Origin of the sequence: Leptothrix ochracea (genome assembly GCF_041083635.1) — a bacterium.
Lineage (GTDB): Bacteria > Pseudomonadota > Gammaproteobacteria > Burkholderiales > Burkholderiaceae_C > Sphaerotilus > Sphaerotilus ochraceus.
In genome coordinates, this window is sequence record NZ_JBFPHB010000025.1 from 80,011 (window position 1) to 99,968 (window position 19,958).

Consider the following 19,958-nt stretch of genomic DNA (forward strand, 5'->3'; position numbering starts at 1 on the left):
CATGCGCGGCTTGGCCCAGCCCATCCTAGATTCCCGAGATTCCTATGAGTTCCAAGCCTTCATCTCTTCTTGTGCGCGGTTATGAAGTCGTGATCGGCTTCGAGACCCACGCCCAACTCTCGACCCGGTCGAAGATTTTTTCCGGTGCATCCACTGCGTTTGGTGCCGAACCCAACACCCAGGCCTGCGCGGTCGATCTGGCCTTGCCGGGATCGCTGCCGGTGATGAACCGGGGTGCGGTCGAGCGCGCCATCCAGTTTGGTGTGGCGGTGAACGCCACGATTGCGCCGATGTCGATCTTTGCGCGCAAGAACTACTTCTATCCCGATCTGCCCAAGGGCTATCAGATCAGCCAGTACGAGATTCCGGTGGTTCAAGGCGGGGTGATCGAGTTCTATGTGGAGGGCGTCAAGCACCGCATCAACCTGACGCGCGCGCACCTTGAAGAAGACGCTGGCAAGTCGTTGCACGAAGACTTCCACGGCATGAGCGGCATCGACTTGAACCGTGCGGGCACGCCGCTGCTGGAGATCGTCTCCGAGCCGGAAATGCGCTCCAGCAAGGAGGCGGTCGAGTACGCCCGGGCGCTGCACACCTTGGTGGTCTGGCTCGGCCTGTGCGACGGCAACATGCAAGAAGGCTCGTTCCGCTGCGACGCCAACGTCTCGGTGCGCCGCCCCGGCCAGCCCTTCGGCACGCGGCGCGAAATCAAGAACCTCAACAGCTTCCGCTTCTTGCAGCAAGCCATCGACTTTGAAGTCAACTGGCAGATCGATCAAATCGAGGACGGCTACGCGATCCAGCAAGCCACGGTGCTGTTTGACCCGGACACCGGCGAGACCCGCATGATGCGCACCAAGGAAGACGCGCACGACTATCGCTACTTCCCCGACCCCGATCTGCCGCCGCTGGTGATTGGTGCCGATTGGGTCGAGCGCGTCAAGGCGGCGCTGCCCGAGCTGCCGCGCGCGATGGCGGAACGCTTCCAAGCGGATGACGGCCTGCCGGCCTATGACGCCACCATGATGACCGCTAGCCGTGCGGTGGCGGCCTATTACGAAGCGGCCCGCAGCGCCTGCCAGCAACCCAAGCTGGTGGCCAACTGGGTCATGGGCGAGATCAGCAAGCGCCTGAACGCCGAAGGCGGCGAGATCGACACCGCGCCGGTGCGTCCCGAAACCTTGGCCGCGCTGATTCGGCGCATCCAAGACGGCACGATCTCCAACAACGCCGCCAAGCAAGTCTTTGAGGCGCTGTGGACCGCTGAGGGCACAGACGTGGACGCGATCATCGAGGCCAAGGGTCTCAAGCAGATGAATGACAGCGGCGCGTTGGAAAAGATCATCGACGAGGTGATGGCGGCCAACACCAAGTCGGTCGAGGATTACCGCGCGGGCAAGGAAAAAGCCTTTGGCGCGCTGGTCGGGCAGATCATGAAAGCCAGCAAGGGCAAGGCCAACCCGGCGCAGGTCAACGAGCTGCTCAAGCAAAAGCTGGGTTGACGTGCGTTTCGGGTCGTTTTGATGTTCTTCTTTGTTTGAAAGTTCCCTATGTCCGCGCTGATTTGTGGCTCGCTTGCCTTTGACACCATCGCCACCTTCCCGGGGCGTTTTGCCCAGCAGATCCTGCCGGATCAGCTGCATATCCTGAACGTCTCGTTCTTGGTGCCGACCTTGCGCCGCGAGTTCGGCGGTTGTGCCGGCAACATCGCCTACACCTTGAAGGGTTTGGGCGGCGAGCCGCGCATCCTAGCCACGCTGGGGGCGGACGGCGGGCCGTACTTGGCGCACATGCAGCGTCTGGGGCTGGAGACGCGTCACGTCGAGACGCTGGCCGAGAGCTACACCGCGCAGGCCAACATCATCACCGATCAAGACAACAACCAGATCACCGCGTTTCACCCCGGTGCGATGCAGTTTGCCGATCGCCTTGCGGTGCCCGCTGGCGCTGGGGTGCGTGACGGTGGCGATGTGCGCCTCGCCATCCTGTCGCCCGACGGCAAGGCCGCCACCCAAGTGCACGCGGCGCAGTTGGTGCAAGCCGGCATCCCCTTCGTGTTTGATCCGGGCCAAGGTTTGCCGATGTTTGACGGCGCTGAGCTGGCCGCGCTGGTGGCCCAAGCCACGTGGGTGACGGTGAACGACTACGAAGCGCGCCTGCTGTGCGACCGCATGGCCACCGATCTGGCCACCTTGTCGCGCCAGCCGCAGCTCAAGGCGCTGATCGTGACCTTGGGCGCGCAGGGCTGTGATCTGTGGGTCCATGGCGCGGTGCAGCGCATCGAGGGCTTCCAAGCCGAAGCGGTGCTGGACCCCACGGGTTGCGGCGATGCCTTCCGGGGCGGGCTGCTTTATGGCCTAGAAGCGGGTTGGGATTTGCCGCGCTGTTTGGACTTGGGCAACCGCATGGGCGCGCTCAAGATCGCCTGCCACGGGCCGCAAAACCATCGCATCGAGCCCATCGTGGTGCGCTAAATGTAAAATCACCCCCCTTAATAAGGGGGTGTGTCATGGTCAGCATGGATGCTTTGATTTTCACGGTTGCCGGTCTCGCTGTTTCCGGGCTGGCTTGGGGGGTGGATCGCTGGCGCACGAAACGCCAAGTGCGTCAATTGGAGGCCAACCTTGAAACGGCCCGAGCGGCAGCGGCGCAGTTTGCCGTGCAGGCCCGTCAAGACCTGATGCGGTTGGAGCGCGAGATGCGTCACCTGCGGCCCCTGCAAGTGGAGCTGGAGCACGCCCAAGATGAACTGAATCGGCTGCGTTCTTTGCACGCTGTCTTGGATGCGGGCCATTCACCGGGACATCACTACTCCCTGCCTTCGCCGGATGCCGTGGCGCAATCGATGCATCGTCCCCACGGTTTTGCCGACACCCTACCCCTGCGCTGAGTCGTCGAGTTTGAGGCTGATGAGCCACTGACGCAGCCGCTCTGGGGCGACGTCGAGCGACAGTTGTTTGCGCCGGCTGCTGGTGCCGTGCAGCAAAGCCACCCGCGCACGGGGCACATCCAGCACCTCGGCCAACCAGCGAATCAAGGTCTCATTGGCGACCCCGTCGATGGGCAGGGCCGCCAGTTTGATGCGCAAAGCTTCGCCGTGCAGGCCCACCGCTTCGGTGCGGCGGGCGTTGGGCACGACCACCACATCGATCACACAGAGCTCGGTGCTTCGCCAGCGGACAAAGGGCGGCCAAGCCGCAGTCCCAGAGGCTGCGGTGGAGGGCTCCGAGGGACGGCGCTGGCGACTCAGGGTTTGTCGCCCGTGGGGAAGGGCCACGGCGATTGCGGGCTCAGCGTGGTTTTGGCCACCGGCCCGGTGGGGGCGGTTTTCTTGGCCGCCGCCTTTTTGGCCGCCGTCTTCTTGATCGGTGTTGCTGGCGGCAAAGCCTTCAGCACGTTATCGGATGACGGCGCCGCTGCCCGGCTCTTGCGCGGGGCTTTGGTCTTCACCGGGACCGTTGCGGGGGTTGCCACGTCGGCGGGAGCGGCAGCCGCTGGCGCCGTTGTCTTCTTGGCGGCGGCTGTCGCTTTCTTGGCCGGTGCAGCAGTCTTCACGGCACTTGTTTTCTTGGCAGTTGCCATATCTCGGTTCTCCTGACTCAACCCAAATAACCTAGTCGCGCATCATGCTTAATCCCACGACAAAGCGCCACCGGACTGGTACTCAATCACGCGAGTTTCGAAGAAATTGCGTTCTTTTTTCAAGTCAATCATCTCGCTCATCCACGGGAACGGGTTCTCTTCGTTGGGGAAAAGCTCTTCCAGCCCGATTTGAACCGCGCGGCGGTTGGCAATGAAGCGCAAGTAGCCCTTGAACATCGAGGCGTTCAAGCCCAGCACGCCGCGCGGCATGGTGTCTTCGGCGTAGCGGTATTCGAGTTCGACGGCTTGGTGGAACAACGCCCGGATCTCGTCCTTGAAGGCGGCGGTCCAAAGCTGCGGGTTTTCTTGCTTGATGGCGTTGATCAAGTCGATGCCGAAATTGCAGTGCATCGACTCGTCGCGCAGGATGTACTGGTACTGCTCGGCGGCACCCGTCATCTTGTTTTGGCGGCCCAGCGCCAGGATTTGCGTGAAGCCGACGTAGAAGAACAGCCCCTCCATCAAGCAGGCAAAGACGATCAGCGACTTGAGCAGCGTCTGGTCGTTTTGCAGGGTGCCGGTCTTGAAGTGCGGGTCCATGATCGCGTCGATGAACGGGATCAGGAACTCGTCCTTGTCACGGATGGCCTTGACCTCGTGATAGGCGTTGAAGATCTCGCCTTCGTCCAGACCGAGCGACTCGACGATGTATTGGTAGGCGTGGGTGTGGATCGCTTCTTCAAAGGCTTGGCGCAGCAGGAACTGACGGCACTCCGGCGCCGTGATGTGGCGATAGGTGCCCAAGGTGATGTTGTTGGCCGCCAGCGAATCAGCGGTCACAAAAAAGCCCAAGTTGCGCTTGACGATGCGGCGTTCGTCTTCTGACAACCCGCCCGGTGTTTTCCAGAGCGCGATGTCGCGGCTCATGTTCACTTCCTGCGGCATCCAGTGATTGGCGCACGTGGCGAGGTACTTTTCCCAAGCCCACTTGTACTTGAAGGGCACGAGCTGATTCACATCGGTGTGGCCGTTGATGATGCGCTTGTCCGCGACGTTGACGCGGCGCTCGCTGGTGCTGGTAGGCGAACCGATCGGGTTAGGCACGTTCATCGGCCCAGCAGGGGCACGCGGCAGGGTGTCGTCTTCAAAGCTCAGCATCTCACTCTCTCCAGTTGTCTTTCTACATCGCCGAGCAATTCTTGGGTCTTCATGGCGCGCCATCAGACGGGGCGGGAGGAGAGCGGTAAACCGCTCTCCTCACCGAACTACCCGTGTTTAACGGTCAGGGTATGAGCGCCAGTGATGGCGTACACACTCCACGCGTCCGAACCGGCGGCGCTTGTAGGCGCAAACCGGCACAAGACGATCGCGTTCAATGAACGTGGTCATGATGTACCTTTCTCCCGTATATGGGCGAAGGGTTACAGGATGCTTGGCGAACAAAGGGTATAAAATCTTCGGTTGTCCTTTGCAAGACACCGAAAGGTTTGTGCCCCTTGGGCACAAGGCGCATCCCGATCGCCTTGTACCTTTCGCAAACCCCGCCCTGTTCCACCAGCGCGGGGTTTGTTTTTTTGTGCCATCACGCATGCTTGGCGTGAACGTGCTCAATTCGTTGCGGTCTTCTTTCTCTATCTAAGGGCGGGCCTTCGGGAAAAACCTGATCCCTCGGGCCGCCACGGGACTAAACTGGAGTCGCTCTTCAACGCAAGAGTCTGAAAGACGATCCAACGGTTTTGCGGTTCTTCCGCTTCTCTCGCCGTCTTTCGCAAACCCCGCCCGGTGCAACGCGGCGGGGTTTGTTTTTTGGCCCTTTATTGGCAGGCTTCGCAGTCCGGGTTGTCGATCGAGCAGAACTTGACGTCGGTGGCGGGCTCCGCTTGGGCGGATGGGGCCACCACGGCGGGGCCGGAGCTGACGGCGTTGAGCTGACCGGCGCGGCCGGTGGACTTCTCGGCGTGCGTGGCGCCCATGGTGCGCAGGTAGTAGGTGGTCTTCAGACCACGCAGCCACGCCAGCTTGTAGGTCTCGTCAAGCTTTTTGCCCGAAGCGCCCGCCATGTAGATGTTCAGGCTTTGGGCCTGATCGATCCACTTCTGGCGCCGTGCAGCGGCTTCCACCAACCAGCCGGCATCGACTTCAAAAGCGGTGGCGTAGAGGCGCTTGAGCTCTTCCGGGATGCGGTCGATGCGGCGCAGCGAGCCGTCAAAGTGCTTCAGGTCCATCACCATGATGTCGTCCCACAGGCCGAGCTTTTTCAGGTCGCGCACCAAGTATTCGTTCACCACAGTGAACTCGCCCGAGAGGTTCGACTTGACCGAGAGGTTGCCAAAGCAAGGCTCGATCGAGGCGTCCACGCCGATGATGTTCGAGATGGTCGCGGTCGGTGCGATGGCCACGCAGTTGGAGTTGCGCATGCCGTGGGTTTGGATGCGCTGACGCAGCGCGTCCCAGTCGAGGGTCGAGGAGGTGTCGGCCTCGACATAGCCGCCTCGGTGCTCGGCCAACTGCTTGAGCGAGTCGAGCGGCAAGATGCCCTTGTCCCACAGCGAGCCGGCGTAGCTTTGATAGCGACCGCGCTCTTCGGCCAGGGCCGACGACGCTTCGTAGGCGTGGTAGCAAATCGCTTCCATCGACCGATCCGCAAAGGTCACCGCTTCTTGCGAGGCGTAGGGCAAGCGCATTTGGTAGAGCGCGTCTTGGAAGCCCATCAGCCCCATGCCCACCGGACGATGGCGCACGTTCGAGTCGTGGGCCTTCTTGACGGCGTAGTAGTTGATGTCGATCACGTTGTCGAGCATGCGCATCGCCACGCGGATGGTGCGCTTCAACTTGGCCACATCCAGCCCCTTGCCATTGGGCCCGTTCGTGTCGGCGCAAAGATGCTGGGCCAAGTTCACCGATCCGAGATTGCAGACCGCAATTTCTTCGGGGTTGGTGTTCAAGGTGATCTCTGTGCACAAGTTGCTCGAATGCACCACGCCGACGTGTTGCTGGGGCGAGCGCACGTTGCAGGCGTCCTTGAAGGTGATCCAAGGGTGGCCGGTTTCGAACAGCATCGTCAGCATCTTGCGCCACAGATCCACCGCGCGCAGACGCTTGAAGTGCGTGATCTCGCCGCGATCGGCTTGGGCTTCGTAGGCGGTGTAGGCCGTCTCGAAGGCCGCGCCGAACTTGTCGTGCAGATCCGGGCAGGTCGAAGGCGAGAACAGCGTCCACGGGCCACCTTCGATCACACGCTTCATGAACAAGTCCGGAATCCAGTTCGCGGTGTTCATGTCGTGCGTGCGGCGGCGGTCATCGCCCGTGTTCTTGCGCAGCTCCAAGAATTCTTCGATGTCGAGGTGCCAGGTTTCGAGGTACGCGCAGACCGCACCCTTGCGCTTGCCGCCGTTGTGCGCCAAACCTGCGACGGTTTGGTAGGACTCATCGACATCGACCTTCAGATCGACCACCAGCGGCTTGGGCGTGATGGGCGTGACTGAGCGGATGCGCGAATAGATCACACCGTCCACCGTCAGCCAGTTGCGCTTGGTCAGCGGCTGGCAGCCTAAGCGCTCAGCGACTTCGGGCACAGCGGGAATGCGCAAGTCGATGGACGTGCTGTCACCGTTGAAGACGGCTTGTGAGCCGTCCGAGCGTTGACCCACGTGGGCTTGGTGCCGGGTGCGCTTTTGACCGGCGACGGGCACGCCCAGACGCAGCATTTGATAGCGCAAGCCGTGGGCCAGCGGTTCAGACGCCGAGGTGAAGCTCAGCTCCTTGCCGCGCGAGACGCAACCGTCGGTTTCCAGCAGGCCTTGAACCATCGCCAGGGTTTGCTGGCGCGGCAGGTGGGCCAGACGCGGCGCAATGCGCTTGGCGTGCTGGGCGTCGTACAGGTCGTCGTGGCTGAACGGCAGGGTCGGTGCGCCCGCGCCGACGATGCGGCCCGTGGTGCCATTGCGCACCACGCCACAGCCTGCGGCCCAGTGGATTTGCACATAGGTGTCGCCCCGGCCCGTTTCCCAGCTGTGGACGCCGCGTGCTGCCAGATAGCTGCGCACGAAGTCCAAGTGACCATCGACTTGCGGGTTGCCCGACACGCCCCATTGCATGCCGTCCTTGGACAAATGACCGTCGCCCAGCAAGATGCCGTAGAGGTGTGCGTCGTCTTCGGTGAGGCCTTCGACCGGCACCACTTCGGTGGGGATGGTCAGGCCGATGTAGTCGCCTTGGCGGAGCTGGCCGGCGTCGATCCAAGCCGGGGCCACTTTGCCCTTGGCCAACCAAGCTTCGGTGCGCGCATTGGCTTGACCCAGCGGCACGCCTTGAATCGCCCAGAACGGGTGCGCGTCGGTGACTTGCAAGGGCTCGATGGCGTGCTTGACGTCCACCGCCACCATCGGGTCATGTTGGTTGTAGACCATGCGCTCGGTGACTTCGCGGTACTGGCCGCTGTGGCCCAGTACCAAGTCGCCAGCGCGGATATCGCGGATTGGCCGTGTGCCTTGCGCGGTGTACACCAGCGTATCGGGGGCGAAGCATTGATTCACCGCGACGGCCGTGTCGTTGACCACTTTCAGGAACGGCACCACGCCTTGGGATTCACCGTTGGTGCCCTTGATGTGGCTGCCGAGCGCGCGCACCGCAGTCCAGTCGTTGCCCAGGCCGCCAGCGAACTTGGACAACATGGCGTTATCTTTGATGGCCTCGTAGATGCCGTCGAGGTCGTCGGGCACGGTGGTCAGGTAGCAGCTCGACAGCTGCGAGCGGCGGGTGCCGGCATTGAACAGCGTGGGCGTGCTCGACATGAAGTCAAAGCTCGACAGCACTTCGTAGAACTCGATGGCGCGGGCTTCGCGGTCAGTTTCGTTCAGCGCCAAGCCCATGGCCACGCGCATGAAGAAGGCTTGCGGCATTTCGATGCGCTGCTTCTTGATGTGCAAGAAGTAGCGGTCGTAAAGCGTTTGCAGACCAAGGTAATCAAAGTTCAGATCGCGCTCGGCCTTGAGCGCGGCACCCAAGCGTTGGAGGTCATAGATCTGGCCCATGCGCTCGTCAAGCAGCTCGGTCGCCACCCCTTTTTGGATGAAGCTGGGGAAGTACTCAGCGTAGCGCGTGCTCATCTCGGCCTGCGTCACTTCACCGCCGAGGATTTCGCGGCGGATGGTGTGCAGCAGCAGCCGAGCGGTCACGCGGGTGTAGCTCGGATCTTTTTCGATCAGGGTGCGGGCGGCCAAGATCGACGCCTTGTAGACCTCGTCGATCGGAACGCCGTCGTACAGATTGCGCCGTGTTTCCGCCAGCACCGGCTCAGCCACCACATCGGTGCCCAGATCGGCGCAAGCCGATTCGATCAGGCCTTGCAGTTTGAGCAGATCCAAAGGCACACGCTCGCCTTGGTCGATGACCATCAACGGCGGCGGTACTTGAGCGGCGGCTTGGGCCGCCGCTTGCGCGGCTTGCTCAGCCAGACGGGCGCGTTCTTGGGCGTGGCGTTCACGGTACAGCACGTAAGCGCGAGCCACTTCATGGTGTTCGGCGCGCATCAGACCCAGTTCAACTTGGTCTTGCACGTCTTCGATGTGGAAGGTGCCGCCGCTCGGACGGGAACGCATCAAGGCTCGCACGACGTTGCTGGTCAGGTGTTCCACCGTCTCGCGCACGCTGGCTGAAGCCGCGCCTTGAGCGCCGCGCACGGCCAAAAAAGCCTTCATCAGCGCCACAGCAATCTTGTTGGGCTCGAAGGCGACCACCGCGCCGTTGCGGCGGATGATGTGGTAATCGGCGTAGTTGATGGCAGGGGTGGCAACCCCCTCGGCATCAGCCACATAAGCGGTGGACAACACGGATGACGAGCTCGACATGACGGTAGATGGCATGAAATTCCTCAGCACTTGGGCGGGCGCGAGAATACCATGCAAGCTCGTCAGTGAGCACTACATATAGTGTGACTTTGATGCATCAACACTACCCATAGCGTTAGGCTTTGGGTTGGGCCTAGCGCCAAGGCGGGCTTCTGTCAAGAGCGCGGCACGATCTTTACAGGGGATTCCAGCAACAGATTGCTTAATCGAGTCCAGTCAAAACCGGGGCCAGGGTCGGGCTTGCGACCGGGGGCAATGTGTTCGTGGCCGACGGCGGCGGTGATGGGGTACTGGGTGCTCAGGTCACGGATCAGGGTGGCCAGTTGGGTGTATTGGGCCGGCTCGAAGGTGTCGCCGTCCAAGCCTTCGAGTTCAATGCCGATGGAGTAATCGTTGCAGTTGGGACGGTCTTGCCAGCAGGATCGCCCAGCGTGCCAAGCCCGGCGCTCCGTGCTGACAAACTGTGTGCAGCGGCCATCGCGCTGGATGAGGAAATGCGCCGAAACTTCCAGCCCCCGGAGGGTGTCGAAGTACGGGTGGGCGTCCCCGTCGAGTTGATTGGTGAAGAGCTTCTCGATCGCATCGCCGCCGTAGATGCCGGGCGGCAAGCTGATGGCGTGGATCACCACCAGATCAACGCTCACGCCTTCGGGGCGTGGACCGTGATTGGGGGAGGCGATGTGACGGGCGGCCGCATACCAACCCTCCGTCCAGCTCCGGTCGTGCTCACTCACGCCATGTCCTCCGGCAGCGGGGCTTCACCATCGAGGTGGATGCCCAAGCGTGCCATGCGGTAACGCATCTGACGCAAGGTCAACCCCAAGCGCTGACCTGCGGCGGTGCGGTTGTGGTTGTGGTTGTCCAGCGCCCGTACCAAGATCTCGCGCTCCATGTCGTCCAAGTAGCGTGCTAAATCGGTGGGCAGGGCGGTGGAGGGTGATGTGTTCAGCGATGACGCTGGGGCGCTGACGTTGTGGGTGTTGTGGGTTGGCAGCGTGAGCTCGACGGGTTCGATCTCGGCCAAACCGAGGTCAGCGGCATCGATCGTGGTGCCGCTGCTCAACGCCATGGCGCGGTGCAGCATGTTTTCCAGTTCACGCACATTGCCGACGAAGGGGTGGTGTTGCAAAGCGGCGTGGGCGGTGGCGCTGAGTTCGCGGTTCAGGCCGTCGCCCATGTCCTGCGAGAGCCGGTTCAAGATGGCGCTGGAGAGTTCGGCCACATCTTCGCGCCGCTCGCGCAGCGGTGGCACCCGAATCTCGATCACGTTGAGGCGGTAGAACAGATCCTGACGAAAGCGTCCTGCTTGGACTTCTTGACTCAAATCGCGGTGCGTGGCGCTGAGGATGCGCACATCGATGGGCATTTCGGTGCTCATGCCGATGGGACGCACGGCGCGCTCTTGGATGACCCGCAGCAATTTGGTCTGCATCAGGAGCGGCAGGTCACCAATTTCGTCCAAGAACAGCGTGCCCCCTTGGGCGGCTTGGAAAAAACCGCCCCGGTCTTCGGTCGCACCGGTGAAGGCCCCTTTGCGGTAGCCGAAGAATTCCGCCTCCAGCAGATGTTCAGGAATGGCGCCGCAGTTCACGGCGACGAAGGCTTGCGAAGCCCGCACCCCGCTTTCATGGATGGCGCGGGCCACCAATTCTTTGCCGGTACCCGATTCACCTTGAATGAGCACCGGGGCCATGCTGCGCCCTACTTTATCGATCAGGGCGCGTATTTGGCACATCGGTGCCGAGCTGCCCACCATGCGGGTCAAGGTGTTGTCGCGCCCCTGTCGCCCAGCGATGGCCGGGAGGAAATTTTTATCGCCCCAACGGCGACCCCCTGTGGGACGACCGACGGCCGAGGCCACCACCAGCCGGAACTGCTTTAAGTCCACCGGTTTGGTGAGGTAATCGAAAGCACCCGCTTTCAGCGCTTTGACGGCGTTTTCTGGCGAGCCATACGCTGTGATGACGATGACTTTTTCCGCACGACCTGCTTTTTCGAGGCGGTCCAACAACGCCAGCCCGGTGCCGTCTGGCAGACGCATGTCGGAGATGACCGCTGCAAAAACGTCGTCTTGCAGCAGCTCCCACGCTTCTTCGACACAGCCTGCGGTTTCAACCCCATAACCTTCGCGGATCAGGGTCAGCTCATAGAGCACACGCAAATCAGGCTCGTCATCGACGACCAAAATGCGGCCAGGCGTTGCGGAACTTGTCATAGGCGGGGAGAAGGGGGCTCGGCAGATTCGTTGGCACTGAGCAATGCGGGTTCACAGGGCCACGTGATGAGGAACTGATTGTGCCGTCGGGCTCCAGGTTCAGCGGCACGATATTCGATCGTGGCGCCGTAGCGTTCACACAGTTCACGACAGATGTACAGACCCAGGCCCATGCCTCGGCTGCGGGTCGAGAAAAAGGGTTCGAAAAGATAGGGCTCGACCTCGGGCTCCACCGGCAGCCCGTCGTTGGCCACACACAGTTCAGCCTTGCCGGGCAACCAGTCCAAGGTGACGGCGATGGCACCGCGTCGCCGTGTGCTGTGACGCAGCGCGTTGTCCAGCAGATTGACCAAAACACGGTGCAGATGATCGGGATCGAAGCGCACCGCCCATTCATGGACCGATCGATCCATGCCGATCTCGACGCTCAAGGGGTTGAGATCGATGTCATCGGGCAGGGCGTGGATGCGCGACCATTCGAGACAGGCCGACTGCACTTGGGTGCGCAGATCGATGGGCATGACGGCTTGCATCCGCCCCGGCGCCACTTCCATGATGTCATCGACCGTGCGGCGCAAGCGTTCGACGTTGTCACTCACGATCTGTGTCAGGCGTTGCTGCGGGCCGGGCGGGACATCTTCGTGCAGCAACGCGTTGGCTTGGGCGATGGCGGCGAGCGGATTGCGGATCTCGTGGGCGATGCCCGTCGAGACCCGACCCATCGCCGCCAACCGTTCTTGGCGGACGCGGGCTTGGATGGCGCGTAGATCTTCGAGAAAGACCACCCCCAGCACCTGACCGGCCTCCATGCCGTGATCACGGGTCATGCGCATGCGCACCCGCACCGTGCGACCCTCCGCAGAGCCGATGGCGGCTTGTCCGAGGGCCACATCCCGACCCGAGCTGGGCCAAACGCCGGAGCGAAAACCATCTTCGACCGCTTGCCAAAGCCCACGCGCTTCGGCGATGCGAGGCAGCAAAAACGGTGGGCTGGGTAAGGGGTTGTCCTTGTCTGCCAGCAAGCCGAGGGCGGCCGGGTTGCCCGCGCGCACCAACCCCTGTTGGTCGATGACCATCACCCCTTCGGGAATCTCATCGATCATCAGTCGGTTCAGGGCCACTTGTTGGCGGGCCAGACCGATGGAGCTGCGCGTGGCTTGTTCTTGGCGCGCAAGTCGGCTGGCCAAATCACCCGTGAGCATGGCGACCAGAAAAAGACCGGATCCGGTCACCCCAGCTTGCGTGAACAGCACGGCAGCGACGCCGCCGCTGTGCATCCATTCAATCCAAGCTGAGCCAAGCAAGATCAGGGTCACGGCAGCGGCCACGGCCATGGCCGTTCGACGACGAGCCAGCATGGCGGCCATCAACACGGGCATGGCGAACATCGCTGCGATGTTTTGGCCTGTACCGACCACCTGAAGCAAGAAGGTGAAGGCCAAAAGATCCACGCCCACCGTCCATAGCCACCAATGTTTGGGCGGTATGGGGGCGGTGTGGGGGTAGGTGGTGCTGGTGCGGCGTTGCCAGCGCAGCAGCCCGACGGCGGCAGCCACATACGCGGAGCACAAGCCCCAAGCGAGGATCGAAATACCGGTATGGGCGTAGAGCTCCAGCAGGACTTCGACCAGCAACAACAACAGGCCCAGCAGGACGCGGGCCAAGGCAAAGATGCCAAAAAGATGCATCAGGTCTTGAGCGACGCGCGCCGAGCGGCGTCGCGGTGTTCGGCGCAGCAGTAGGGCCGCCCTGCTGCATCAAACAGCGCTTCACTGCGTGGCTGCTGTACACCGCAATGCGCGCAAGCCACCAACGTTTGCGGGCCAGCGGCAGAAGACTTTGCACGGGTTCGCAGGGTCAGCGCAGAAGACGAGCGTCCGGCCAAGCGGCCGAGCCACCAGACCAAGGCGCCGATCAAGAGCAGGAGCAGGGTTCTCATCCCAGCACCCAAGGGGGGATCCATCCGAACGCCATGCCTTGGCCTGGGGATTTATGCAGCATCACTTCGACCACGAAGCGTGAACCCACATAGGCCAAGAGCAGAAAGCCAGCACCGGCGTAAAGCCAACGTGTGGCCCGACGGCCGCGCCAGCCCAAACGGTGCCGTCCCCCCAGCAGACCGGCAACGATGAGCCAGCCGAGCAGGGAAAAGACCATCTTGTGGTCCCAACGCCACGCTGGACTGGATAGCCAGCCCACAGCAATCGCAAGGGAAAGAGCCACGAAACCTGCTTTGACAAAGCGGAAGGTGAGCTTTTCCAGCGTCAGGAGCGGCAGGCTGGGGGTTGCTCCGGCGGCCTCAGCCTCCATGACCCTCGGCTTGGCGTGGGAGCGCAGGCCGCGTTCGGCACGGTCCAGCAGCAAGGCGTGGAGCACCGCGACGCCAAAGAGCCCATAGGACACCAGACCAAGCACCCAGTGCAGTGGGGCCCAAGGAGACGTCGGATGACCGAGGGGGTCACCCGGGTAAAAAAGGAGCAGGAGAAGGGAAGAGCTTCCTGCAATCGACAGCGCCCGGCGGACATCGGCCAAGGGGCGTAAATGACGCTCAATGGCATAGACGAGCATCACGAGCCAGAGCGTCATGGTGAGCGCCAAGGCGAAACCAAAGCGGGCACCGACACCCGGCTCACCGACGCCGAATTGATGCGCTAAAAGGGCGGTACCGTGGGCCAACCAAGCGAGTGCAAAGGCGCGCTTGGGCCATCGCGCGGTCGAGCCCAGAGCCCATAGATAGGCCACCATGGCCAGCATGGCGGGGACGACGACCCACAAGGTCGGGGTAAGGACGGAGCTGGTCGATAGAATCACCCGCACAGTGTACTTTCGTAGCATCGCATCGCATGGCCTCAGCTCTTTCCGAACGTTTATCCCGCCTTGTCAAATCGATGCGCGGCCAAGCTCGCATCACCGAATCCAACGTGCAGGACATGCTGCGCGAGATTCGCATGGCGCTCTTAGAGGCCGACGTGGCTTTGCCGGTGGTGCGCGACTTCATCGCCCGGGTCAAAGACAAAGCTTTGGGTCAAGAGGTGGTGGGCTCGCTCTCACCCGGTCAAGCGCTGGTGGGCATCGTGCACCGGGAATTGACGGCCACCATGGGGGCGGGGGTGGCCGATCTGAATTTGGCCACCCAGCCGCCGGCGGTCATCTTGATGGCCGGTTTGCAGGGGGCGGGTAAAACTACCACCACGGCCAAACTGGCCAAGCATCTGATCGAGCGGCGCAAGAAGAAGGTTCTTACGGTTTCTGCCGACGTTTACCGACCTGCGGCGATTGAGCAGCTCAAGACAGTGACGCGTCAGGCTGGGGCCGAGTGGTTCCCGAGTCAGCCGGATCAGAAGCCGCATGACATCGCCTTGGCGGCGATCGACTACGCCCGCAAGCATTATTTCGATGTCCTTTTGGTGGACACGGCAGGCCGGTTGGCGATTGATGAAGCCTTGATGGCGGAAATCAAAGATCTGCACGCCACGCTCAACCCGATTGAGACGTTGTTCGTGGTCGATGCCATGCAAGGTCAAGACGCGATCAATACGGCCAAGGCGTTCAAGGAAGCTCTGCCGCTGAGCGGGATTGTCCTGACCAAGCTCGACGGTGATTCACGCGGTGGTGCCGCACTTTCGGTGCGCGCAATCACCGGCGCGCCGATCAAGTTCGCTGGGGTGTCGGAGAAAATCGACGGACTGGAAGTTTTCGATGCTGATCGTCATGCTGGCCGTGTGCTGGGCATGGGTGACATCGTTGCCTTGGTGGAAGAGGTCCAGAAGGGCGTGGATCTGGAGTCGGCCCAGAAATTGGCTGAAAAGGTCAAATCTGGTGCTGACTTCGATTTGAACGATTTCCTGCTCCAGCTCAGTCAGATGAAGAAGATGGGCGGACTTTCCAGCTTGGTGGACAAGCTCCCTGCGGCGATGGCGGCCAAGGCCGGTCAAGCGGACATGAATAAAGCGGAGCGCGATATGCGCCGCATGGAAGGCATCATCCACTCAATGACGCCTTTGGAGCGTTCGAAGCCAGATCTCATCAAGGCCAGTCGCAAGCGGCGCATTGCTGCTGGGGCAGGAGTGCAGGTCCAAGAGGTGAATCGCATGCTCAATCAGTACGAGCAGATGCGTGACATGATGAAGAAGATGCGCGGTGGTGGTTTGATGAAGATGATCAAGCGCATGGGCGGCGGTGGGCGACGCGGCGGGTTGCCGGGATTTGGTGCTTAAACCGGGTCCCAACGCTGGCTGAGTCTTTCAAGATCGACGAAAAGATCGGTAGGGGTTGCCATGGCGACGACTTTGATCAACACACCTTGGTTTCAGGTGCTGTTGTTTGGCTTTGTGATTGTGCTGGTCTTTTGGGGATGGCAGCGCAGTCAGCTTGGGAAGGGACGTAAGCGTCCTTCGGGGGGGCACGGTGGTAGCAATCGCATCTTGGATGGGATCGATACCGTCGCCGGGTGGGTTCCTCAGCGAACCCGTTTGTTGACGCCGCGCCACCGTGATGCTTTGGAAATTCTCAGGCGCGCCTTGCCGGATCACTTTGTTTTGGCGCAGGTGCCCATTGCACGCTTTGTGCGCGTGCCTACGCGGCTGTCCTACAGCGAATGGATGCGACGCATTGGTCATGTGTGCGTCGATCTCATGGTCTGCGATCTGTCTTCGGGTGTGATTGCTGTGATTGATGTGCGTGATCCGGGCCGTAGTGAGACCGAACGAACTCGCAAGCGGCGCAGTCGTGTCGAACGCGTGATGCACGCTGCGGGTATCCCCGTGCACATCTGGGGGGATGCGATGCTCCCCGACCCTGCTGCGGTGCGCAAAGCTTTGGTGAAGGACAATCCAGAGATTCCTCCTTGGAATCCTGTCCCGCCGCTGGCCGAACCTTTTGTGCATGCGGAAGCGAGTAGCAATCCGATCACCATCCCCATGGGCGATGAATTCGAGGATCCGATGGCTCCGCCGATGTCATCGTGGTTTGATGAGTTGCATTCGACCCGCCCGGTGCAGTTTGATGATCGTCCGGGGCATGTGAAGCCAGCGGGCTCAAGCCATTCACGCAAGCATTGACGTGAGGCTGGAAAAAAAAGAGCCCCAACCGTAGGCTGGGGCTTCGAAGCCTTAACGCTGTCAACACGGTAAGGCACCTGCTCAGGGAGGAAAAGCAGGGAGTGGCTGCCTTGCGGCGCACCACTCAGGAATAACTATATCACTTCTGAATCTAATGACAATACGGACTCTCCCCTAAATCGGGGAGCCAGAAATGGCTGCACATTTCGCAGGCTTTCAAACGGACCTTGCCATGCATTTCCCCCACAGCTTCCCTTTTCACCGCCCGCGTCGTCTGCGTCGGGACGACTTCACCCGTGCCTTGGTGCGTGAAAACCACCTGCGTGCGCAGGACTTGATTTACCCGGTTTTCTTGCTTGAGGGTGAGGGCAAGCGCCAAGACGTGGGTTCCATGCCGGGGGTTCAGCGCCACAGCTTGGACCGTCTCTTTGAGGTCGCCGAGCAATGCGTCACCTTGGGTGTGCCGGTGATGGCGTTGTTCCCAGTGCTGGAGGGGGGCAACAAGACCGCCGATGGACGTGAGGCTTTCAACCCAGAGGGCCTGATCCCGCAAGCTGTGGCTGAGCTCAAGCGCCGGTTTCCCGAGCTGGGGTTGATGACCGACATTGCGCTTGATCCGTACACCACCCACGGCCAAGACGGCTTGATCGACGACACCGGCTATGTGTTGAACGACGAAACCACCGAGGTGTTGGTCAAACAGGCCTTGGCGCATGCCCAAGCTGGCGTGGACATCGTGGCACCCAGCGACATGATGGACGGCCGTATCGGTGCGATCCGCCAAGCGCTCGAAGCGCAGCGCTTCATCCACACGCGCATCATGGCCTACAGCGCCAAGTATGCCAGCAGCTTCTACGGCCCGTTCCGCGACGCGGTGGGCTCGGCGGGCAACTTGGGAAAGAGCAACAAAAAGGTCTACCAGATGGACCCGGGTAACAGCGATGAGGCGCTGCGCGAAGTGGCGCTCGACATCGCTGAAGGGGCTGACATGGTGATGGTCAAACCCGGGATGCCGTACCTCGACATCGTGCGCCGGGTTAAGGACGAGTTCCGCGTGCCGACCTTTGCCTACCAAGTCAGCGGTGAGTACGCCATGCTTAAAGCTGCTGCGCAAAACGGCTGGCTGGACCACGACGCCGTGATGATGGAGTCGCTGCTGGCCTTCAAGCGTGCGGGCGCGGATGGCATCTTGACGTACTTCGCGCTCGACGCTGCCCGCCTGTTGCGTCAGGGGTGATGGCTGGGCTGATGCCCGAGGATCACGTTGCGGGCCAAGCAAAGGTCTTCCCAAGCCTTGGCTTTGTCGATGGGGTTGCGCAGTAAATAAGCCGGGTGATAGGTCACCACCAGCGGGACGCCTTGGTAGCGATGCACCCGGCCGCGCAACCGACCGATAGGTTCTTGGGTTTGCAAGAGCGACTGCACTGCAAAGCGGCCCATGGCCAAGATCAAACGGGGCCGGACCAGCTCGACTTGACGCTTCAGGTATGGTTCGCAGCGCAGCACCTCTTCCGGCAAGGGATTGCGGTTTTGCGGCGGTCGGCACTTGAGGACGTTGGCGATGTAAACCTGCCGGGCCGGGTCGTCCTGTCCTTGTGGACTTGGACCCCGCCCAAGCCCGACGGCAAACAGCATGTTGTCGAGCAACTGCCCCGCTTTGCCGACGAAGGGCTCACCTTGGCGGTCTTCCTGTTCACCCGGTGCTTCACCCACCAGCATCCAGTGCGCCTGTTCATGGCCAGTGCCGAACACGGTTTGGGTGCGGCTTTCGCACAGTGAGCAGGCTTGGCAGCCGGCAACCGCTGCCCGCAGGGCCGGCCAGTCCAAGGTGGCGGTGGGCCCGGCTGCGACGACGGGCGGGATGATCGGTACGGGCTGCGCCGGTTCGGATCTCGGGACAGTGATCGGGATCGGTTTCTCTTTGGGGTGGGGTGCCGCCGGCGGAGGTGGGGGAGCAAGCATGGCCCTCGGCGCTTGGGGCGGTGTGGGCCACCAGCCCTTGATGCCGATTTCACCCAGCAAGGCGCATTGCCGTTCAGTCCAGCGCATGTCCAGCCTCGGTGTGTGGGGCCATAACCCGGTGGGCCATCACTTGGCGACGCATCACGAGCGCATCTTCGCGTTGCCCCTGTGGGGCGGGGTAATAGCCTCGGCGTCGGCCCACGGTCTCAAAGCCTTCGTGCTCGTAGAGCGCGCAGGCTCGGGTGTTGCTGGGCCGCACTTCGAGCCAGATGAATTCGGCGCGTTGCTGCTTGGCTTGCTCAAGCAGCTCGGCCAGCAGTGTTCTGGCCAAACCGCGCCCTTGTTGCTCGGGGGCGACCGTGATGTTGAGCAGATGCAGCTCGTCCACGCCGCTCAAGCTGATCTGGTAACCGCAGAGCTGCTCCGCGTCGTTCACGAGACAGAGAGCGGTGTAGCCGGGGGTGGTGAGGCTGCTGGTGACGTGATCGCGCGTCCACGGGAAGGCATAAGCCCGGATTTCAAGGGCCATCACGGCGTCCACGTCCTGCATCAGCATGGGGCGCAGTTTCATGATGCGATCCCTTTGGGGGCGACCTTCTGTGCGGTGCGCTCAGCGGTGGTTTGCGCCACTTTGTCGCGCACATAGAGCGGCAAGGCCAAGGCGCTGTCCAGCCCTTCACCTCGCGCCCAAGCGGCGCGTGCCAAGGCTGCCAACGCGGCCCCTTCCGGTTGCGCCAGCGCACCCTCTGGCCGCCCCAAGGCCGCCAAGGCCTCCGGATAAGCCAACAAGGCGTTGCCGACCATCCACAGCCCAGAAGCCGCCACATGCTCGGCCAAAATGCCAGGGGTGTAGAGCGCCACGCTTTGTTCGGCCACCCAGCCGGCGGCGGCCTCCCAGTGCCAGCAGGCGGCGTAGACCTCGTGCATGCGCGCATCCAAACCGACCCAAACCCGCAGCGGGCCGCCGCGTTGCCGGGCCGATTCGGCCACCAAGGCCAAGGTGTCGAGCATCAACACCGGGCGATCAGCGCCTGCTGCCAAACCTTGGGCCACGGAGCAGGCGGTGCGTAAGCCGGTGAAGGCTCCGGGACCGCGTCCGAAAGCGATGGCGTCAAGATCGCGCACTGACAAGCCGGCATCCGTCAGCAGGCGTTGCACTGTGGGCAACAGGGTCGTGGAGGCTTGGGCCCCGCCGGGGGCGGTGACGCGATGGACCGCCTCACCCACGCACAACGCCAAGTGCAGGGTTTCGGTCGAACTATCGAGGGCAAGGAGGCGCGTTGTCATCGG

At 62.1% G+C, this 19,958-nt stretch carries 18 protein-coding genes; 6 read left to right on the forward strand and 12 right to left on the reverse strand.

The window, feature by feature from the left end:
• The first annotated feature begins 44 nt into the window (after positions 1-44).
• Genes gatB through AB3X39_RS10405 form a run of 3 tightly spaced genes read left to right on the forward strand, consistent with a single transcriptional unit; the run spans position 45 to position 2,890 of the window.
• On the forward strand, positions 45-1,502 hold the full coding sequence (gene gatB, locus AB3X39_RS10395; protein WP_369417306.1) for an Asp-tRNA(Asn)/Glu-tRNA(Gln) amidotransferase subunit GatB: 1,458 nt from the start codon (positions 45-47) through the stop codon (positions 1,500-1,502).
• A gap of 48 nt (positions 1,503-1,550) precedes the next feature.
• Positions 1,551-2,474, forward strand: coding sequence for a carbohydrate kinase family protein (locus tag AB3X39_RS10400; RefSeq protein WP_369417307.1), 924 nt, complete (start codon positions 1,551-1,553; stop codon positions 2,472-2,474).
• A 44-nt stretch (positions 2,475-2,518) separates the two neighbouring features.
• A complete protein-coding gene (locus AB3X39_RS10405; RefSeq protein ID WP_369417308.1) occupies positions 2,519-2,890 on the forward strand; it encodes a hypothetical protein in 372 nt (123 codons plus the stop codon).
• Here AB3X39_RS10405 and AB3X39_RS10410 read toward each other — a convergent pair.
• The 9 genes from AB3X39_RS10410 to AB3X39_RS10450 all read right to left on the reverse strand — a co-directional run bounded on the left by AB3X39_RS10410 (position 2,876) and on the right by AB3X39_RS10450 (position 14,421).
• Positions 2,876-3,277 (reverse strand): DUF167 domain-containing protein, encoded by a 402-nt coding sequence (locus AB3X39_RS10410; protein ID WP_369417309.1) that lies wholly within the window; start codon positions 3,275-3,277, stop codon positions 2,876-2,878. The two genes, AB3X39_RS10405 and AB3X39_RS10410, sit on opposite strands and share 15 nt — an antisense overlap.
• Positions 3,247-3,555: a histone-like protein 2 gene (locus tag AB3X39_RS10415; protein WP_369417310.1), complete on the reverse strand. Its 309-nt coding sequence runs from the start codon at positions 3,553-3,555 to the stop codon at positions 3,247-3,249. The genes AB3X39_RS10410 and AB3X39_RS10415 overlap by 31 nt, the downstream gene beginning before the upstream one ends.
• Before the next feature lie 75 nt (positions 3,556-3,630).
• Positions 3,631-4,740, reverse strand: coding sequence for a ribonucleotide-diphosphate reductase subunit beta (locus AB3X39_RS10420; protein WP_369420597.1), 1,110 nt, complete (start codon positions 4,738-4,740; stop codon positions 3,631-3,633).
• Positions 4,741-5,396: 656 nt separating this feature from the next.
• On the reverse strand, positions 5,397-9,446 hold the full coding sequence (locus AB3X39_RS10425) for a ribonucleoside-diphosphate reductase subunit alpha (RefSeq protein ID WP_473964897.1): 4,050 nt from the start codon (positions 9,444-9,446) through the stop codon (positions 5,397-5,399).
• A gap of 140 nt (positions 9,447-9,586) precedes the next feature.
• Positions 9,587-10,165 (reverse strand): 1,6-anhydro-N-acetylmuramyl-L-alanine amidase AmpD, encoded by a 579-nt coding sequence (ampD, locus tag AB3X39_RS10430; protein WP_369417311.1) that lies wholly within the window; start codon positions 10,163-10,165, stop codon positions 9,587-9,589.
• On the reverse strand, positions 10,162-11,646 hold the full coding sequence (locus AB3X39_RS10435) for a sigma-54-dependent transcriptional regulator (RefSeq protein ID WP_369417312.1): 1,485 nt from the start codon (positions 11,644-11,646) through the stop codon (positions 10,162-10,164). Before AB3X39_RS10435 ends, ampD begins: the two co-directional genes overlap by 4 nt.
• Complete coding sequence (locus AB3X39_RS10440; RefSeq protein WP_369417313.1) at positions 11,643-13,334, reverse strand: sensor histidine kinase; 1,692 nt, start codon at positions 13,332-13,334, stop codon at positions 11,643-11,645. The genes AB3X39_RS10435 and AB3X39_RS10440 overlap by 4 nt, the downstream gene beginning before the upstream one ends.
• Positions 13,334-13,585 (reverse strand): PP0621 family protein, encoded by a 252-nt coding sequence (locus AB3X39_RS10445; protein WP_369417314.1) that lies wholly within the window; start codon positions 13,583-13,585, stop codon positions 13,334-13,336. The genes AB3X39_RS10440 and AB3X39_RS10445 overlap by 1 nt, the downstream gene beginning before the upstream one ends.
• Entirely contained in the window at positions 13,582-14,421 is an 840-nt protein-coding gene (locus AB3X39_RS10450; protein WP_369417315.1) for a cytochrome C assembly family protein, read from the reverse strand. The genes AB3X39_RS10445 and AB3X39_RS10450 overlap by 4 nt, the downstream gene beginning before the upstream one ends.
• Positions 14,422-14,489: 68 nt before the next feature.
• On the opposite strand from AB3X39_RS10450, the gene ffh reads away from it, so the two are divergent.
• The 3 genes from ffh (at position 14,490) to hemB (ending at position 17,943) form a co-directional block, all read left to right on the forward strand.
• Positions 14,490-15,863 (forward strand): signal recognition particle protein, encoded by a 1,374-nt coding sequence (gene ffh, locus AB3X39_RS10455; protein WP_369417316.1) that lies wholly within the window; start codon positions 14,490-14,492, stop codon positions 15,861-15,863.
• Positions 15,864-15,923: 60 nt separating this feature from the next.
• The gene (locus AB3X39_RS10460; protein ID WP_369417317.1) at positions 15,924-16,706 is read left to right on the forward strand and encodes a DUF2726 domain-containing protein; all 783 of its coding nucleotides are present in this window, start codon (positions 15,924-15,926) and stop codon (positions 16,704-16,706) included.
• A gap of 232 nt (positions 16,707-16,938) precedes the next feature.
• Positions 16,939-17,943 (forward strand): porphobilinogen synthase, encoded by a 1,005-nt coding sequence (gene hemB, locus AB3X39_RS10465; protein WP_369417318.1) that lies wholly within the window; start codon positions 16,939-16,941, stop codon positions 17,941-17,943.
• On the opposite strand, the gene AB3X39_RS10470 is transcribed toward hemB, so the two are convergent.
• Genes AB3X39_RS10470 through tsaB form a run of 3 tightly spaced genes read right to left on the reverse strand, consistent with a single transcriptional unit; the run spans position 17,934 to position 19,955 of the window.
• Positions 17,934-18,755, reverse strand: coding sequence for a uracil-DNA glycosylase (locus AB3X39_RS10470; protein WP_369417319.1), 822 nt, complete (start codon positions 18,753-18,755; stop codon positions 17,934-17,936). The two genes, hemB and AB3X39_RS10470, sit on opposite strands and share 10 nt — an antisense overlap.
• Positions 18,742-19,239 (reverse strand): ribosomal protein S18-alanine N-acetyltransferase, encoded by a 498-nt coding sequence (rimI, locus tag AB3X39_RS10475; RefSeq protein ID WP_369417320.1) that lies wholly within the window; start codon positions 19,237-19,239, stop codon positions 18,742-18,744. Before rimI ends, AB3X39_RS10470 begins: the two co-directional genes overlap by 14 nt.
• Complete coding sequence (gene tsaB, locus AB3X39_RS10480; RefSeq protein WP_369417321.1) at positions 19,236-19,955, reverse strand: tRNA (adenosine(37)-N6)-threonylcarbamoyltransferase complex dimerization subunit type 1 TsaB; 720 nt, start codon at positions 19,953-19,955, stop codon at positions 19,236-19,238. Before tsaB ends, rimI begins: the two co-directional genes overlap by 4 nt.
• Between the last annotated feature and the right edge of the window lie 3 nt (positions 19,956-19,958).

What these genes read in the sequence shown, in the direction of transcription:
- AB3X39_RS10400 (WP_369417307.1), top strand. Translation starts at nt 1,551, where the DNA reads ATGTCCGCGCTGATTTGTGGCTCGCTTGCCTTTGACACCATCGCCACC.
- tsaB (WP_369417321.1), bottom strand. Translation starts at nt 19,955, where the DNA reads ATGACAACGCGCCTCCTTGCCCTCGATAGTTCGACCGAAACCCTGCAC.
- AB3X39_RS10440 (WP_369417313.1), bottom strand. Translation starts at nt 13,334, where the DNA reads ATGCATCTTTTTGGCATCTTTGCCTTGGCCCGCGTCCTGCTGGGCCTG.
- ffh (WP_369417316.1), top strand. Translation starts at nt 14,490, where the DNA reads ATGGCCTCAGCTCTTTCCGAACGTTTATCCCGCCTTGTCAAATCGATG.
- AB3X39_RS10420 (WP_369420597.1), bottom strand. Translation starts at nt 4,740, where the DNA reads ATGCTGAGCTTTGAAGACGACACCCTGCCGCGTGCCCCTGCTGGGCCG.
- gatB (WP_369417306.1), top strand. Translation starts at nt 45, where the DNA reads ATGAGTTCCAAGCCTTCATCTCTTCTTGTGCGCGGTTATGAAGTCGTG.
- AB3X39_RS10405 (WP_369417308.1), top strand. Translation starts at nt 2,519, where the DNA reads ATGGATGCTTTGATTTTCACGGTTGCCGGTCTCGCTGTTTCCGGGCTG.
- AB3X39_RS10435 (WP_369417312.1), bottom strand. Translation starts at nt 11,646, where the DNA reads ATGACAAGTTCCGCAACGCCTGGCCGCATTTTGGTCGTCGATGACGAG.
- AB3X39_RS10470 (WP_369417319.1), bottom strand. Translation starts at nt 18,755, where the DNA reads ATGCGCTGGACTGAACGGCAATGCGCCTTGCTGGGTGAAATCGGCATC.
- AB3X39_RS10460 (WP_369417317.1), top strand. Translation starts at nt 15,924, where the DNA reads ATGGCGACGACTTTGATCAACACACCTTGGTTTCAGGTGCTGTTGTTT.
- AB3X39_RS10445 (WP_369417314.1), bottom strand. Translation starts at nt 13,585, where the DNA reads ATGAGAACCCTGCTCCTGCTCTTGATCGGCGCCTTGGTCTGGTGGCTC.
- hemB (WP_369417318.1), top strand. Translation starts at nt 16,939, where the DNA reads ATGCATTTCCCCCACAGCTTCCCTTTTCACCGCCCGCGTCGTCTGCGT.
- rimI (WP_369417320.1), bottom strand. Translation starts at nt 19,239, where the DNA reads ATGAAACTGCGCCCCATGCTGATGCAGGACGTGGACGCCGTGATGGCC.
- AB3X39_RS10425 (WP_473964897.1), bottom strand. Translation starts at nt 9,446, where the DNA reads ATGCCATCTACCGTCATGTCGAGCTCGTCATCCGTGTTGTCCACCGCT.